Here is a 15,919-nt window from a genome sequence, read left to right on the forward strand (position 1 = left end):
CTATTCATCCCTCAAGGCTTCAATGGGTCTAATGGTAGCAGCACGCCAAGCTGGAAAAAAACCTGCCAAGGCCCCGGCTATTATCAATAAAAAAACCGTGCTGAGCGCGACCTTAAAATTAATGGAAGGATTAAGGACGTAATCTACTTGAAGGTTGGGGCCCACAAATTCCAATAATCCCATGCTAAAAATTAGCCCGGCCAATCCGGCTACACTGGTAACAAAGATTGCCTCGTGCAAGATCATGCCCACAATGGCCCTTGGCCTTGCACCCAAAGCCTTCCTTACCCCTATTTCCCGGGTCCTTTCTTTAACAATGATCATCATTATATTGCTTACACCTACCACCCCAGCTACAATGGTACATATCCCTACAAACCAAAAGAAGGATTTTATACCACCTGTTAAATTTTGAAATCGCTTTACACCTTCCAGCGTATTAAAGGTGTTGATGGCACTCGGATCGGTAGGTGCTACCGTATGCACCTGTCTTAAGTAGGCTTTTAAATCTTCAGTAAATTGCACGGACTTCGCAAGCGTTGCCTCAAAGTTATCGGATGGCTTTAAGGTAAAGAACATCATATTTAAATTATCGCTTCCATTAAAAACACGTTGTGCCGTGCTTGTAGGTATCAAAAGTCGATCTTCTTCCCTATCGCCTCCCTTATCGCCGTATACTCCAACTATCTGAAAATTAATACCGGATATTTTCAAGAATGAACCAATGGGATCTTCCACCCCTTTAAGCAGCTCCCGCTTTATCTTATTACTGATCACCACCACCTTGGCCACACTTTCTTCATCACCATAATTTAAATAACGACCCTGGGAAATAAATTGATTTTCTATATTTTGAAATAAGGGCGACACGCCTTGAACGGAATAGGATCCAGATTCATTCATAAAATCCACCGTTACACTTCTCAACCTAAAGAAAGGGGATTTATGTTCAAGATCCTTTGCAAATTTGGTGTTGATAGCTTCGTAATTGTTATTTCTTAGCTGTATGGGCCTACCTGGGTTCAAACCCATGTATTCCTCTGTAGTAACCTGTGTCCATACCCCTATCCTATTGCTGGCGTCCGCTTCAAATTCTTTGGCAATGCCATTTTGCATACCCTGTCCAAATGCCAATAAAACCACCAAAATAAAGATACCAGAGGCCACAGAAACACCGGTAAGAATAGTACGGAGTTTATTTTTTCGTATGGCATCAAAAATTTCCTGCCATCTCTCAATATCGAACATAGGCCCAAAAGTGTTTATTGAATAAGACCTTTGTAAAATAAAATTGTTACAGGTGTAACTCTAAATAAATGTTAAAATTGAAATCGATTTTAAGCTTTCATCTTTTTGTAGATAAAGAAAAAGAGCCCTGCCACCAATAGATAGGGAACAGCCATTAGATATACAATACCATTGTTTATACCCTTTGCCGCAGCTTCGCTCCCTTCACTTTCCAATACTGCCCTACACATGGCACACTGGGCTTCCGAGATATTAGGCACCAACAAAAATGATATGGTTAAAATCCATACCAGGTATTGAATTTTGAAACTGCCACGTCTTGAAAAAAAGGAAGATGATTTAGTGTACATAATAAGGAGATATCATTAAATAGACCACGACCCCGGTTATTGCCACATACAACCACAGTGGAAATGTAATCCGGGCAAGTTTCCTATGCGCTGCAAAATCCTTAAGGTATGCCTTTGCATAGGTACGCAGTACCAAGGGTATTATTACTATGGATAGTATAATATGGGTAATCAGAATAAAGAAATAAATATATTTAACAATCCCTTCCCCTCCAAACGAGGTAGAATCGGAGGTCATGTGATAGGCCACATACATCACTAGAAATGCCAAAGACAACAAAATACAACTGGTCATTAATTTCTGGTGAAGCTCGAGCTTCCCATTTTTAACGGCAATGACCGCAATGACCAACAATATGGCGGTGAAACCGTTTACAGTGGCATATATGGGAGGCAAAAAACTTAAAGGCTCCACGTTTGGCAATTTTACCCCAAAAAGCAGAACTACAACAAGCGGTATAACTATGGATACCAAATTGATTATCTTATTTATTTTCTTTTCTTTCAAGGTATTTGCATCCATTATTCTTTCAATAATTTTTTAATGTCCTCTTTAAGGATCGATATTTGCTCCTCTTCCCCATGATCATTCTCCCCGTCCTGTTCGCTAATGGTTCCCCTGTAATACACGATTGGATTTCCAAACTTATCCACCCTGGAACGTATATAACCATTTTTATCTACCAATGCAAAAAGGCCCGAATGTTCAAACCCACCTTCCGCCTCTGGAACTTCAGCCGCAAAAATACTAAATCCGGTATTGGCCAAGGTATATATATCGTTTATATTGCCCGTTAGCAAATGCCAATCCATGTTGGTTATCCCGTAATCCTGAGCATATTCCTTCAATACCCCGGGGGTGTCATAATCCGGGTTTATGGTAAATGAAGCCACCCCAAAATTTTCAAAATCCTTAAATTCATTTTGAATCTGAACCAAATTTTTGTTCATGACAGGGCAGATGGTAGGGCAGGTGGTAAAGAAGAACTCTACCAAATACACCTTGCCCTTATAATCGTCATTGGTAATCAACAAACTGTCCTGGTCCAAGAAAGCAAAGGGAGGTACTTTACGCCTTTGCCCGTTCATTTCTATAAACGCCAGTTTTTCATTAGCCCCTTTTAGGTTTAACCTATCATTCTGAATAATGGAGCCACCTTGCACCCTTTCCACAATTTTTGGAACAAAAATGATTCCAAACACAAGGATTACAAAGGAAACCCACACATATGTATAATTGTTTTTCTGCATTATTTCGGCCTATCTGCGTAATTCTTTTTTAGGGCCATTCGATATTCGGCCAATATAATTTTTACATCATCCTCCATCTTATTGTTTAAATCCGCCACAGAGGAAGTATCAAAACCATATTTAATTCCTTCTTCCCCATCATCGTCCCTTCCCCTTAGCACTCTGTTCTTATCAATAATAAAAACATAGGGTGTACCCAAGTTCCCATCCAATACCAGGTTTGTCTTTAGGCTCTTAAAAAGGTCATTGATTTCATCATCATCCCCAAAGACAAAATTCCATTTGCCTATATCCGCCAATTGCAGCAGTTCCTTTTTCAATTCTTCCACATCCTGCTCCGTACCTTTGGGCATGACCATAACAAATTGAAAATCGTTAAACTCGTAAAAACGCTTGTATATTTTCTGGTTCAAATTAAAGGCATTGCCTTTTTTACTTTCCACATCCTTCCCAAGAAATCCCAGTACGGTAATTTTGCCCCCTAGGGCAACAGCCTTGTCCGCAAAATCAATTTCAGGAACATTCTCTGTTAAAGTTGCCAATTTGCCAAAGTTTGTTATCCCTGAAGCAAAAAACAGATATATCACTATAGGCAGGATAAATAAGGTAACCAGTACTAATGTTTTCTTCATCCTATAAATATTAATTTCCAACATTACAGTTTGGACGAAAAAGAACATTCCTCCCCTGTATATTCAGTACAAACCGAATAAGTACAAAAATAAAAAAGACGGTTGTTATACCGTCTTTTTATGCTGTTAATTATTCGTTAGAAATTCCACTTAACGAAGCCATCGGTATACACATGGTATATATAATCCGCTTCAAAGAGGAGAATAAAAATAAGGTAGGCCACAAGGAATATAGGGGTCCAAACAATAGCTCTTCTCAAAGAACTCTTCTCATCCCTAAGGTGCATAAAATCCCAGGCAATATAATAAGCCTTGACCAAAGTCAATATGATGAAAATCCAGTTCAAGACCTTCATTCCCAAAAAATAGGAATGGGTCAAAGACTCTGGCTTTGCAATCCCCAATCCAACTTCAACTATGGTCACCAAAGTAAGGAATGTTAATACACCCCATATTTTTTGTGTGTTGGACTTAAACTTCAACAGACCTCTAAATATTTCGAGTTTATGTTCGTGTGCCATTTCTAATCTTATTTTTTTATATATTCTTTAAAAGGATGAATTTTTTATTTAAACAAATTATACCAAGTAGAAGAAGGTAAATACAAATACCCATACCAAATCCACAAAGTGCCAGTACAACCCAACTTTTTCCACCATCTCATAATGCCCCCTTCTTTCGTAAGTACCAAGAATAACATTAAAAAAGATAATACAGTTGATGACTACCCCGGAAAATACGTGAAAACCATGAAACCCGGTGATAAAGAAAAAGAAATCGGCAAACAACCTACTGCCGTACTCATTCCGCACCAGATTGGCCCCTTCAACAACAAGTGTCGCGTCCTTTAATTTTTTCAAAGTTTCATCCCTTGTCAAAACTGTTTTATGGCCATCCTCGTTTATTAATTCCGTACGTATTAAAACATTGGGGTTCGATTTCACTCCTTCAACTACTTCATTCAGGGAGTAACTGGGCAAAGCATCTCCCTTGTAGTACCAAATTCCATTCTTCTTTTCATGATCAACCCTGTCTTCATGTAGGGTCTCGGCAAAATCCCTTAAAGCAAGACGACCCCCTGAATCAGCGCTAACAAATTGCAGCACCCTACCACCTTTGGTTTCCAAAGCTCCAAAATCGCCCTTTATAAAAGTAGCCCATTCCCAGGCCTGTGAACCTACGAATATTGCCCCTCCAATAATAGTTAGGAACATATACCAGATTACCTTTGTCTTTTGCAATTTATGTCCGGCATCAACAGCCAACACCATAGTTACGGAAGACATAATTAAAATAAAGGTCATGAACGCTACGTAGTACATGGGATAGTTTCCATGAAAAAAAGGAACGTGGGTAAAAACCTCATCGGCAATTGGCCAAGTTTCTATAAACTTAAACCTAGAAAAACCGTATGCAGCAAGAAAGCCAGAAAACGTCAATGCATCGGACACAAGAAAGAACCACATCATCAACTTTCCGTAACTAGCGCCTAGAGGTTGATTTCCTCCACCCCAGACATTTTCTTCTGTACCCGTAGTAACCGTAGAATCCATATAAAAATTATAGCGTTAATAAAATTTTCACAAATTTACATTTTTTTCGGCTAAACAAAATTTTTGCCTTTTAAAATTGGCAAAAAAAACCCATTCTAAATAAGCCCTGTCAAAATACCTTCCATTTAGCAAAGGATTAACCCCTTCTAGTTTACGAAATACATGAAAAGAATTAAATATATCCAAAGAATATCCAAAAAATGCCAAAATGTAGCTCCTAGTTCCAAACCTAGCATTTCCTTTGAGGAATACCTTTTCCGCAAGTGATTGGCAATGACCACCAATAATGAAATAATACCGGCCACAACATGAACAATATGTACTGCTGCTATTAGAAAAACATAGGACATCTTAATATTACTCGTAGGCCCGGTAAAATAGTAACCGTTAGCCACCATCTGTGAAAATCCGTTGAATTGCAATATTATAAAGGCAATTCCCAGCGCAAGGGTCAACAATAACCAAATGGTACATTGTTTTACCCTATCCTGCTTTATGGCTTTCTTGGCCATAAGGTAAGTTATACTGCTTATAATGATCACCATGGTACTGAACAGGAACGACGACGGCAAAGTCAGATCCTTTATCCAATCTTCGCGAGAACTGCTCACAATATAGGCACTGGTCCAACCAGCAAACCCCATTAGCAAACTAACAATCCCGAACCAGAGCATCATTTTCTTGGCCCTAGCGTTTTTTTCCTTTCCCGTACCCTGCGTTAAGTCCATCCTTATTATATAAATTTATCCATTACATATACTACTTGCATCAATGTAATATAACTTACACTGGCCAACATTAATTTCCTTGCGGAAGCATTATCCCTTTTTTCATATAATCGAAAAGCGAAAAACAACATTACGGTTCCCATTAAAAAAACGATAATAGCGGCTACAATTGACAATTGCAGCCTTCCTGTAAAACCAAATACCGGAATTACCGAAATAATTATCATCCAAATGGTGTACATAATGATCTGCAAAGCAGTGCCCTTATCTTTCTTACCAGTAGGAAGCATTTTAAAACCACCTTTCCTGTAATCATCATCCAACATCCAACCCAAAGCCCAGAAGTGTGGAAATTGCCAAAAGAACTGTATCATGAACAGGGTACCGGGCTCAATACCAAAATTATCGGTAGCGGCCACCCATCCCAACATAAAGGGAATAGCACCAGGAAAGGCACCTACAAAGACGGCCAAGGGTGTTTTAGTCTTTAAGGGCGTATATACACTTGTGTACAAAAAAATGGAGATAGCGCCAAACATGGCCGTTTTGGGGTTTAGAAAATACAGCGCCACAATTCCCACAATGGTCATTAGAACGGCAATGGCCATGGCCGTGGCCACAGACATTCTACCCGCTGGTATAGGCCTGTTTTTGGTGCGGCTCATCAAAGCATCCAGGTCCTTTTCAATAATTTGATTGAAAGCGTTGGAAGCCCCTACCATACAATACCCACCGAAAGCCAAAAGTAGCACCGAGGAGAAATTAATTTCAACAGCACCCAGAAAATACCCCGCTATGGAAGAAAAGACCACACTTACAGCGAGCCTAGCTTTGGTAATTTCTTTAAAGTCAGCAAAATATACCGATAAAGAGGTGTTTTTAACTGAACCGACCGCCGTTTTCATTTGCATTTTTTAAATGGACCGCAAAGATACACCGCAAAGGAATTTTTTGCAACCAAATAAACATGTTTATATGAATTAACTATTAAAGGAGTGGCTGAAGCCTGAACGAATCCAGGAAATACCATAAGGTCATATTTGCCCACGACCGCCATATCATTATGGAACAAAAAAAATCCCGAGCCGTGGCTCGGGATTTCAATATATTGTAAATTTCAACTATTGCAGCTTAAAAGTAATTGGAATACTGAACGGTACACGAACTGCTCTACCTCTTTGCTTCCCTGGGGTCATTTTAGGCAACTTACTGATAATCCTTGCTGCTTCTTCCTCCAAGTTTTTATCCGGACCTCTCATCCTTACGTTCCCGATGCTTCCATCCTTTTGGATAACAAACATTACGTTCACCCTACCTTGCACTCCCATTTCCTGGGCAATTTCCGGATAGCGGAAGTTTTTTCCAATGTGCTTTTGCATCATGGAGTTGAAACAATCCCTCAATTTACTTTTTGGTTCATTTTCACAGCCGGGAAAAATAGGAACATCCTCGATAACGGCGAAAGGTATATCTAAATCTTCCTCAACTTCTTCAACCTCCACATCGGCTACTTCTATTACTTCTTCCTCTTGACTGGTTTCTGTAGATTCAATTACGGTCTCTTCCACTTCCTCCTCATCTTCAACTACCTCAATAATTTCCGGGGCAGCTGGTGGCGGTGGTGGTGGCGGTGTCTTAATTTGTTCGGTCATTGGAACCTCTTCGTCCAAAGTATCCTCCACATTCATGGTGTAATCAAAATTATTATCATCGTCATAGGTCTTCCATTCAAAAGCTATATACGTCAATAGCATGACCAAAACAAGACCAATAACGAAATAAAGCCCGCTATTTCTTGTTAAATCTGCCTTCGGATTCTTTTTAAGTTCCATAATTCTTAATTTTTAATGTTCGCTAATTTATATATTTATTTTATCTGTTTAAAACTTTTTGTTAAAAAAAAATACAAATAAATTTAAACAGGTCCGTGGGCTTCAAAGCATCCTTTTATATGTAACCAAAGGCCTTGAACGTTATTGATCGGAAAAATTCCATTCCTACACATCCATTGCGCTAAGAACCAGCAGGTTGCCCTCCTTTGTCCCGAACACACCCCAAATTACTCAAAAAAAACACCATTTCACCCATTATAAAGGAGTTTTTCCGGAGAAAATGAATTTTACCGCAAAACTTCCGAACAATGCCCCCAAACTATTTGCCAGAACATCCAGCAAATCGGGCTCCCTATCTACCGTGGCCACACCTTGAAGCATCTCAATAATTATACCATAAACCACAGCGTAGAAAATTATTTTCAAAATAACTTTTTTCGGCGGTGTATTTTTGCGATCGATCTCCCTAAATGACAAGCATCCCAAAACGGTAAATACAAAGTAAAAAGAAAAATGTACCAACTTGTCTAAATGGGGGATATTTATGGAAGGTAGACTATCATCCTCAAAAGAAAATAAGCTGAGCGATGTTATGAACACCACCCAGCTTATAAACAAGATTGTAAAAAAATATTTTTTAGGCACCCACAAGTTCTTTGTACTCTGCATCCCCTAGCAAGCCATCTATTTCGGAGGAATCACTAATTTTCACTTTAATGATCCAACCATCGCCATAAGGATCGGTATTTACCTTTTCCGGTTCGTCTTCAAGCGATTCATTAAAAGCAATTATTTCCCCACTTAAGGGCAGAAAAAGATCAGAAACCGTCTTTACGGCCTCAACCGTTCCAAAAACTTCATCCTTGTCCAAGGTCTCGTCCAAGGTCTCCACTTCCACATAAACGATATCCCCAAGTTCCCCTTGGGCAAAATCAGTAATCCCGACAATAGCGGTATCGCCCTCTATTCTGACCCATTCATGGTCTTTTGTGTACTTTAAATCTGAAGGTATATTCATTATCTAAAATTTGTTAAGGCAACAAATGTAAAAGAATATCTCATGTTAATCAAAAAACTCATTTAAACTTTTTGCCCCCTTGTAAAAATAAATTCCTTAATGGCCAAACCCCCCTAGTTTAAACTAGTTTCCAAAATTATACCTCAAGGTAAAGCCGGTATTGATGGAAGTTTGGGGAAAAGCCGTAGACACGGCAAATTTTGAAAACGAATGATCGTAAAAAAACAGGGCGTTCAAGCTTTTGCTCAAAGCGTAATCAGCTACAAATTTTACGGACATTAAGTTTTGTCCGGAAGTAATTTGATTGTTGTCTATGTCCAAGTTTCGTATAATGGTAATATTATCCCTAAGGGTAACGTCCGCCTTTAGATTCAAATCTCCTTTTAAACGCTGTTGTTCACCGCCAATATTGGTAACAAATTTAACGTCCTTAAAACGATACCCGAGTCCAACAGTGTATTCCTTTCCATTGATCTCTGTCATTAGACTATTGTCAAAACTCAGGGACAATGCCCTATTTGTTCTAATCTCCGCAAGTACACTGAGGGAGTTCTGCATTTCAAAATCTACCCTCATCAATGGGTTGAACTCATCGGTAAGGACCACATTGTTCATAATATTGACCGGTAAAAAATCCTGGGTCTCTGTATTTATTGGCTCCATGCCCTCATTGATCAATTGTGTACGGGTCAAATTGGTCTGATACGAATTTACACTGTAGGCCGATCTATACCCATGACTAAGGGAAAAACGCTTAAATTTCTTCTTAAACCAAGGATTGCGCATTAATCCGGTATACTTAATGTTCCAATTGGGAATTGGTATATTTCTAAAAGCGTCCAAACTAACCTTATTGGGATCCTTCCCAGTATAAGCAGCAAAAAAAGCGGGCAACAAAACATCCTGGCTCGTCTTACCGTATCTCTCCGGAAAACCATCCTCATCCACCACACCGGTATCGTGGTTTCTTTCGGAAACAATCCTATTGGCTATAGTGATCCTATTTTCCTTAAAGGTTTCAAAATTGGCAGAATCAAATTCGTCACTATTGTTAAAAACAGTGCCGATCATTAAAGTGGAAATACTGAAATTACCGTAGTTGTTCCCCAAAAGATTCACATATTCAAATGCGTTATTTCCCAGATCCTCTACGTTAAATGTCTCCTGATAACTTTCGGACATCTGTCTATCGGCCACAAGGTCTATGGTTAAATCCCTGGTGGGCTGTGCCGTAGCGGTGATATTCAACTGCTTATTGGTATTCTGAATATATTGCTGGTTGAATTCCGGAAAGGTGGTCAACCAGCCGTTTCTGGCCGCCTCATACCTAACATCGGCCTGACTACCAAAGATAAATCCTATGGTTGGTTTTGCAGTACCAATAAAGCCTACAGACCTGGTATACCCAGGCAGCACCTTACCATCATTCTGACTATAGGTAACATTTACACGTTTCACCATGGTAAGTACATCTATAAAAGCATTGTACCCTGCACCTGAAGCTTTTTTAACCTCTTTATCATCGGCATTTGATGCCGGGTTGCCTGCCTTATCCAAACGCGTCGGTTTTGCTACGGCCCCTTTGGTATTCTTTCTTCCCAAACCAAGGAAATCATAGAATTTTTGCATGGTCAGGGATGCTGTTAAATTATGGGTACTGGCATTCTGTACGGTATTAATATCCTCCCCGGCCACTTTGTTCAGAGCATCCCCTCCCCTTTGCCAGTCAAAATTACTGGTATAGGTGTACTGGGCATTTATAAAATCGAAAGCAGGAATTTTGTTCAAGGGCAATTCATAGTTCAATTGCATTTCCTGGGAATGTCTGTTGGGCTCCCCAAGATCAAAAAATCCATCCCACAATCCCAAGGCCTGATTGATCTCGGAATCCGGATTGCCATCTTCAGAAAAATAATTCCTTACAATATTGTTGTTGGAAGCGGTAAGGTTTAAACGCAAGGATTTTGTGAGGCTATAATTAATGGCATATTGCCAATTGAAAAGATAATTCCTTTGTTGTAGAAATGGCAGGTCCAACTTTTCTACCCCAGGTTCAAAAACATCCCTGAACTTTTGCTGATTAAATGATCGGTTGATATTGGATTGAAGCGAAACACTGGCAGGTAAAACATTCAGATTTAAATCCTTCAACCATTTCCAATATTTCCCGGTAAACAAGGAATCCTTCTTGGCAAATGGCTCAATTGGAGCAGGCTTAAAATTATGGTTGTAAACAAAACCTGTTACCACATTCTGGTCCCTGAGCTCATCGATCTCAAAATCCCTATGGTTCACCTCATTATAGGAATAATTGAAGGTAAAATTCTCAATATCATAGAAATTGGCCTCGGCCTCTTCGCCCCTGTCCTTTCCTACCCCAATAAAATTAACACTGGTCCTCTTGGTATAATCCTCTCCCTGCTGTTTAATTGCCTCGGCGTCTTCAGGAGTTTCGGCAGCTGCGATACGATCATCCAATTTTAAATCATCATAGACAGGGTCGAATTCCGGAGTGATCATCTGCTCGGAAATACCGTAATTGAAGGGTAGTTGCAAGCCCCAATTTTTGGGAAACAATTGACCAATATTTACATTGGTGACCACATCATAGGAAATGGCATCCTCCCGTGCACGTTCATTGGGCATTTGATCTATGGCCCCGAAACCCGAAGTACTTTTACTACCGGTGGCGGATACATTGGCAAAATCTGCCATATTCATATCCATGGCGGCTATAGCGGCCCATCCCCCGTTATTATCCAAACCTGATAGGCGAAGTTCATTGAACCAAACCTCTCCCCTAGCCGGTAGATTATCATCGTTCTTAACCCCAACCATCATACTCCGTATACCGCCCAAGGAAGGATTTCCCCGGATACCGATACGCAGTTTGCCCAGTGTTCTAGGGTCAAATTCATTTACCTGGACCACTTCACCATTGTTTATTTCATAATAATTAATGGTACTCAACGTTTGGGCTGCAATGCCTGCAGATTTTACTTTGGACAAATCATCCAATGAAAGGTCCAGTTCATTAACATCCGGCCAAATTTCGCTATCCGAACTTGCCCCGTGGGGCGTTAGCTGTAAGGGCAATTCTATCTGATAAAAATTCTGTGTAAAATCCGAACCTATCCTTACAAAGCCCACCAAAGGCGTCTCGTCATTGGCATAATCCGATTCTACAATTTCTTCGGCATGCATAAACATTTTTAAACGTTTATATTGCCTTATATCTATATCCAAATTTTTAAAGACCCCTCTGGAATCTTGGGATTCCAAGTTCTCGACAACAAATGACAAGGATTGTTCATTTTGCCTTATTATAGTATTATTGTTATTCAATCTTTCTCGTTGTACACCTGGAGGCAAAACATAGGGTATAGGGGTCCGGGCTGCATTTTCCTCAATGTTTACGGCGTTAACATCCACCAAAGTTCCATCATCGGTGGGATCCCCATCTACATCTGGCTGCAAGGATTTGGCATAAGTACGCCAATCTCCACGGACAAGATCCAAGGTAGCGAAACGCAATACCACATTACTTGAAAACCCTGTTAGGTACATCCGCATAAAGCTTATAGACCTAAAATCGCTTATCCCGCCAACCGCATCCGTAAAGTCGGACAAAGGTATTTTGTACTGGATCCAACGTTCGTTCAAGGTATTGCCATTGGGCAAAGACCTGGTAACCCCCTCCTTAATATCGGTTACATATTTATCATTGACCGTTGTCCCTGGTTTAATATTTATACGATACTCATAATAACTGTTTACCGTATTCATGGTTCCATCCCTATCTATGTCTTCCACATCCGGTAAGGTGGTGGACCCCCTGTTGGAATTGCTCAACTGCACTGGAGAGTTTCCGTCAGGGTTATTGTAATTAAGATAACGTTCCAAAATACTGCCTTCCCTGTTCAGGAAGTACTCGTAATTATCCAGGGCCGGATCTTCCGCCGGGCCATTATAGGTTATACCTCCTTCAAAAGTATAGGTAGCCTCCTCGGCATCGGTTAATCCGTCAAAACCAATATCCTGCAAGCCCCTATTGTTCTGGTCCGCATCAAAAGCGTACACTAGGGATTGGGTTGCGGGAACCTTTCCCCAAGATGTTTTATAGGTAAGATCGTTGGAAACCGGATCTACAGGTAATCCGTTTTCATATTGTTTCCTTCCATCGGGAAGAACATCCTCTGAAATATTACCAAGGTTGATCACCAAATCCCCGGAACTTGTAGCAATACCATCCACATAAGGATCCAATACCCAAAATTGGACGTATTCTACGTTGGACTGTTCAAAATTGGTACTGCTCAAGGATCGCATTATCCCTGCCCATTTGTCCTGTGGTTGTTCCGCGGTAAAATTTGGATTTGCATTATAGGGACCTTTCATACTAGGATAATATGCTATATCCAAGGTGTTTTGCGCCAAAGTTTGCCCCTGGGCAACATCCTGGTTAAAAACATCCTGTATATAGATTCTTCTGGTCTCGTTGGTAGAAATGTCATCATCACTCAATTCTGTAGGCCGCTGATTGGAATAAAAAATGGGATCTACGGTATACCAGGCCATTTTTGCCCTTCCATATCCAGACTCCACACTATTGGTGGTAGTGGCGAATTCAACTGGCGGACTCGCCATGGACCATCCCAAAAAGGAACGGATATCGATCAGCGATTGCGCCCCCTCAAAATCGTCCAGATAGGTGGTAGTTTCCCCTTCAAAATCCGCATTCTTGGGAGAACTTGGGCTTAAGAAGGCTACTTCGCCACGAACTGATAAGTTGGAAGGAACATCTGTATCTATATTTGGCAATTTATTGGCCAACCTGGTCAAAAATGGAACTTCCGTGGAAAAATTACTGTTCAGTCCAAATATAGTATTGTTTACAGGTTCTATCCCATAGTTGGATTTTTGCGTCAATGGTTTTTCATTCAGGTTCAACAAAGTACCCCCGAGCACAAAATTCTTATTAAATTGATGCTCCACATTTACACCTGTAAAACGTCTGGTCTGCTGTCCAAAAACCGCATTGTTCTCCACCGAAATATTGATGGGCGTATTGGAAGCTTCCAAACTTGGATCCAAAATCTGCACGGTGCCCGACTGATAATTTACGGTGTAATCTATACCTTCCTGTAACTGCCTTCCCCCGGCCGTAACCCTTACGGATCCCTGAGGAACATTAAAGGCCCCAATAGGAATTCCATTTGTTCCCTGTGACTTATAGGTCCCTTTTAGAATAAACCTATTTTTATCCGCATCCTGTTGGGCAGCCGCCGTAGGAAGCGAGTACATATTCCTAAAGACATACTTTCTTTGATTGGCATTATAGCCTTGATCATTATCCACATCATAGGTACCGCCGCCCAGAAGGTTGAACAAGTATTCTCCAAAAGGTTCAACTTTGGTAAATATAATGCTCCCTGTTTGCGAGTTTATGGTAATACCTTCCACATAATCAAAAAAACCATCCCCTCCACTCTGAAGATCATTATATGCATTTAACCTATCCAGGTTAAACACATCCAACAATATCCTATCTTCCAAGGGCTTGGGACTTGTTGGCCAGCCCGAACCAACACCTGATTCCGCTGGCGTAATATAATTTCTTGGAGTGGTTTCTGCATATAAAATGTTCAACTTAAAATCTTCCTGACTCAATTGATAGGCACCAGTGGCGTAAATATTCTTCATCATCAAATCCCATATGGGATCTACAACATTGGTGATATTACTTTTTAACAACTTAAGGATCAAGGTATTGTTATTTACTGGAATCTCAGCACCCGGCGACACGGTAGTAGCATCCACACCGCCATTGGCGAACTCTCCTACCTGATACACCTGCCCATTATAGGTATATTGAAAGGCGACCCCAAGGACTTCATCATTGCTCAATCTTTGGTTTAGGGATATATAGCCCAATTGTGAGTTAAAGGTAAAATCCCTGCCCTGTTCCAGTTTTCTAGCATTCTCCAAAATAGCATAATCAAACCCTTGATTTACGGTATAGCCAGGCACATTAAACCCTGATTGAACAGTGGCTATATCGCGAATGCTATTTGTAAGCGCTCCTCCCGATCCAATTTGGAGGGGATCAAAATCGTTGGCAGCATTCCTTGGTAAATTTCCGGCAGTAGAGCTATTAAAGAATCCAGCAGGATCCCCATTGTTCCTCCCTATTCTGGTTTTTTCCGGTTGCACTTCCCCCAAATCCTGAATAGCGACAACATTTCTAATATTCACGGTTTGCTGGCTCCTATTGGTAATCCACACCTCCAACCTTGTTATTTGGACCTGGCTCCTTATATAAGGATAGTCTGCAAGGGCTGCATCATAATTATCCCTAAAATAATGGGCCAAGAAAAAGTGTTTGTCGGCATCGTAATCCTGGGCCCTAAGCTCAAAGTCGTTCACCGTACCCCCACCTTGTGCCACCACTGTATTGCTCTGGGACCTTTGTTCCGAAAATACGGCAGTAACCCTAGTCTTCCCAAATTGCAATTCTGTCTTTACCCCAAAGAGGCTTTGAGCCCCGGTAATCAAGGAGCTATTAAGGGGCATACTAACATTACCCACTTCAATTTTTTGAAGTATATCATCCTCGGATGGCGTGTAGTCCAACTTTACCAAATTCTGGAAATCGAAGGTTGCCTCGGTATCGTAATTAGCGGTAACCTGTAGTCGCTCCCCAATTTTACCCAACATACTTAAGCTTATACGCTGGTCAAAATCAAAGGAAAGATTGGTCCTGTTACGTGGGGACAGGGAGGGGTTATCGTTTTTTTGCCAAATGACACCTAAATCCATTGCCACCGATCCTTGTGGAATTACCTCAATGGTATTGCCGCCAAAGACACTTTCAAAAAAACTATTATTTACATAAAAATTGGGAAGTAAATTTTTACGGGCCGCCTCACTACCCTCTTTTTTGCCTGAAAAAGCATCAATTTTTTCTTTAAAATAAGACTTCATACCCTCCCGGCGCACAAGTTCCAAGTATTGGTCGGGAGTAAGGATAACGGGGTAATTGATATCATAATCCCCTACACTTACAGTATAGATATATCTGTCCAGATCGGGATCATACGTATATTTTGAAACAATGCTGTCCGGGTTTTCCATTTTCAATCTCCCCAGAGCAACACCAGTTTTTAGCGAGTCCGCTTCTTGCCCAATTGCATCTTCCCCTTCTATTTCCTGTGCCACGGAAGTACCCGTTGAGCCCAAGAAAATAAATAGTAGGATGGTAAGCTTAAATGATGATTTAAGATAAAATTTTGCCCCTTTTTTCAAAC

At 40.6% G+C, this 15,919-nt stretch carries 13 protein-coding genes; all 13 read right to left on the bottom strand.

Annotated elements, in window-relative coordinates:
• The 13 genes from QSE00_RS18775 to sov all read right to left on the bottom strand — a co-directional run bounded on the left by QSE00_RS18775 (nucleotide 1) and on the right by sov (nucleotide 15,917).
• On the bottom strand, nucleotides 1–1,248 hold the full coding sequence (locus QSE00_RS18775) for an ABC transporter permease (RefSeq protein ID WP_286107056.1): 1,248 nt from the start codon (nucleotides 1,246–1,248) through the stop codon (nucleotides 1–3).
• An 89-nt stretch (nucleotides 1,249–1,337) separates the two neighbouring features.
• Nucleotides 1,338–1,598: a hypothetical protein gene (locus tag QSE00_RS18780; RefSeq protein WP_258364791.1), complete on the bottom strand. Its 261-nt coding sequence runs from the start codon at nucleotides 1,596–1,598 to the stop codon at nucleotides 1,338–1,340.
• Complete coding sequence (locus tag QSE00_RS18785; protein WP_110355540.1) at nucleotides 1,588–2,121, bottom strand: DUF420 domain-containing protein; 534 nt, start codon at nucleotides 2,119–2,121, stop codon at nucleotides 1,588–1,590. The genes QSE00_RS18780 and QSE00_RS18785 overlap by 11 nt, the downstream gene beginning before the upstream one ends.
• A complete protein-coding gene (locus tag QSE00_RS18790) occupies nucleotides 2,121–2,849 on the bottom strand; it encodes an SCO family protein (protein ID WP_286107057.1) in 729 nt (242 codons plus the stop codon). Before QSE00_RS18790 ends, QSE00_RS18785 begins: the two co-directional genes overlap by 1 nt.
• On the bottom strand, nucleotides 2,849–3,481 hold the full coding sequence (locus QSE00_RS18795; RefSeq protein ID WP_286107058.1) for a hypothetical protein: 633 nt from the start codon (nucleotides 3,479–3,481) through the stop codon (nucleotides 2,849–2,851). Before QSE00_RS18795 ends, QSE00_RS18790 begins: the two co-directional genes overlap by 1 nt.
• 137 nt (nucleotides 3,482–3,618) lie before the next feature.
• Nucleotides 3,619–4,002 carry a cytochrome C oxidase subunit IV family protein gene (locus QSE00_RS18800; protein WP_110355538.1) on the bottom strand — a complete coding sequence of 128 codons (384 nt, stop codon included), beginning with the start codon at nucleotides 4,000–4,002 and terminating at the stop codon, nucleotides 3,619–3,621.
• Between the two features lie 57 nt (nucleotides 4,003–4,059).
• Nucleotides 4,060–5,034, bottom strand: a complete 975-nt coding sequence (locus QSE00_RS18805; protein WP_286107059.1) for a cytochrome c oxidase subunit 3 — start codon at nucleotides 5,032–5,034, stop codon at nucleotides 4,060–4,062.
• Between the two features lie 146 nt (nucleotides 5,035–5,180).
• Nucleotides 5,181–5,762 carry a cytochrome c oxidase subunit 3 gene (locus tag QSE00_RS18810; protein ID WP_110355536.1) on the bottom strand — a complete coding sequence of 194 codons (582 nt, stop codon included), beginning with the start codon at nucleotides 5,760–5,762 and terminating at the stop codon, nucleotides 5,181–5,183.
• A gap of 5 nt (nucleotides 5,763–5,767) precedes the next feature.
• On the bottom strand, nucleotides 5,768–6,667 hold the full coding sequence (cyoE, locus tag QSE00_RS18815) for a heme o synthase (RefSeq protein WP_110355822.1): 900 nt from the start codon (nucleotides 6,665–6,667) through the stop codon (nucleotides 5,768–5,770).
• Nucleotides 6,668–6,883: 216 nt separating this feature from the next.
• The gene (locus QSE00_RS18820) at nucleotides 6,884–7,594 is read right to left on the bottom strand and encodes an energy transducer TonB (RefSeq protein WP_286107060.1); all 711 of its coding nucleotides are present in this window, start codon (nucleotides 7,592–7,594) and stop codon (nucleotides 6,884–6,886) included.
• 255 nt (nucleotides 7,595–7,849) lie between these two features.
• Complete coding sequence (locus QSE00_RS18825) at nucleotides 7,850–8,263, bottom strand: VanZ family protein (protein WP_110355534.1); 414 nt, start codon at nucleotides 8,261–8,263, stop codon at nucleotides 7,850–7,852.
• Nucleotides 8,232–8,612, bottom strand: a complete 381-nt coding sequence (gene gcvH / locus QSE00_RS18830; RefSeq protein ID WP_110355533.1) for a glycine cleavage system protein GcvH — start codon at nucleotides 8,610–8,612, stop codon at nucleotides 8,232–8,234. The genes QSE00_RS18825 and gcvH overlap by 32 nt, the downstream gene beginning before the upstream one ends.
• 123 nt (nucleotides 8,613–8,735) lie before the next feature.
• Nucleotides 8,736–15,917, bottom strand: a complete 7,182-nt coding sequence (gene sov / locus QSE00_RS18835) for a T9SS outer membrane translocon Sov/SprA (protein ID WP_286107061.1) — start codon at nucleotides 15,915–15,917, stop codon at nucleotides 8,736–8,738.
• Between the last annotated feature and the right edge of the window lie 2 nt (nucleotides 15,918–15,919).

It is taken from the genome of Arenibacter flavimaris (assembly GCF_030291335.1).
GTDB lineage: Bacteria > Bacteroidota > Bacteroidia > Flavobacteriales > Flavobacteriaceae > Arenibacter.

Bases quoted from the DNA above. Each gene is read 5' to 3' on its own strand.
- QSE00_RS18810 (WP_110355536.1), bottom strand. From the start codon at position 5,762: ATGGACTTAACGCAGGGTACGGGAAAGGAAAAAAACGCTAGGGCCAAG.
- gcvH (WP_110355533.1), bottom strand. From the start codon at position 8,612: ATGAATATACCTTCAGATTTAAAGTACACAAAAGACCATGAATGGGTC.
- QSE00_RS18775 (WP_286107056.1), bottom strand. From the start codon at position 1,248: ATGTTCGATATTGAGAGATGGCAGGAAATTTTTGATGCCATACGAAAA.
- QSE00_RS18785 (WP_110355540.1), bottom strand. From the start codon at position 2,121: ATGGATGCAAATACCTTGAAAGAAAAGAAAATAAATAAGATAATCAAT.
- QSE00_RS18795 (WP_286107058.1), bottom strand. From the start codon at position 3,481: ATGAAGAAAACATTAGTACTGGTTACCTTATTTATCCTGCCTATAGTG.
- QSE00_RS18800 (WP_110355538.1), bottom strand. From the start codon at position 4,002: ATGGCACACGAACATAAACTCGAAATATTTAGAGGTCTGTTGAAGTTT.
- QSE00_RS18790 (WP_286107057.1), bottom strand. From the start codon at position 2,849: ATGCAGAAAAACAATTATACATATGTGTGGGTTTCCTTTGTAATCCTT.
- QSE00_RS18805 (WP_286107059.1), bottom strand. From the start codon at position 5,034: ATGGATTCTACGGTTACTACGGGTACAGAAGAAAATGTCTGGGGTGGA.
- cyoE (WP_110355822.1), bottom strand. From the start codon at position 6,667: ATGAAAACGGCGGTCGGTTCAGTTAAAAACACCTCTTTATCGGTATAT.
- QSE00_RS18820 (WP_286107060.1), bottom strand. From the start codon at position 7,594: ATGGAACTTAAAAAGAATCCGAAGGCAGATTTAACAAGAAATAGCGGG.
- QSE00_RS18825 (WP_110355534.1), bottom strand. From the start codon at position 8,263: ATGCAGAGTACAAAGAACTTGTGGGTGCCTAAAAAATATTTTTTTACA.
- QSE00_RS18780 (WP_258364791.1), bottom strand. From the start codon at position 1,598: ATGTACACTAAATCATCTTCCTTTTTTTCAAGACGTGGCAGTTTCAAA.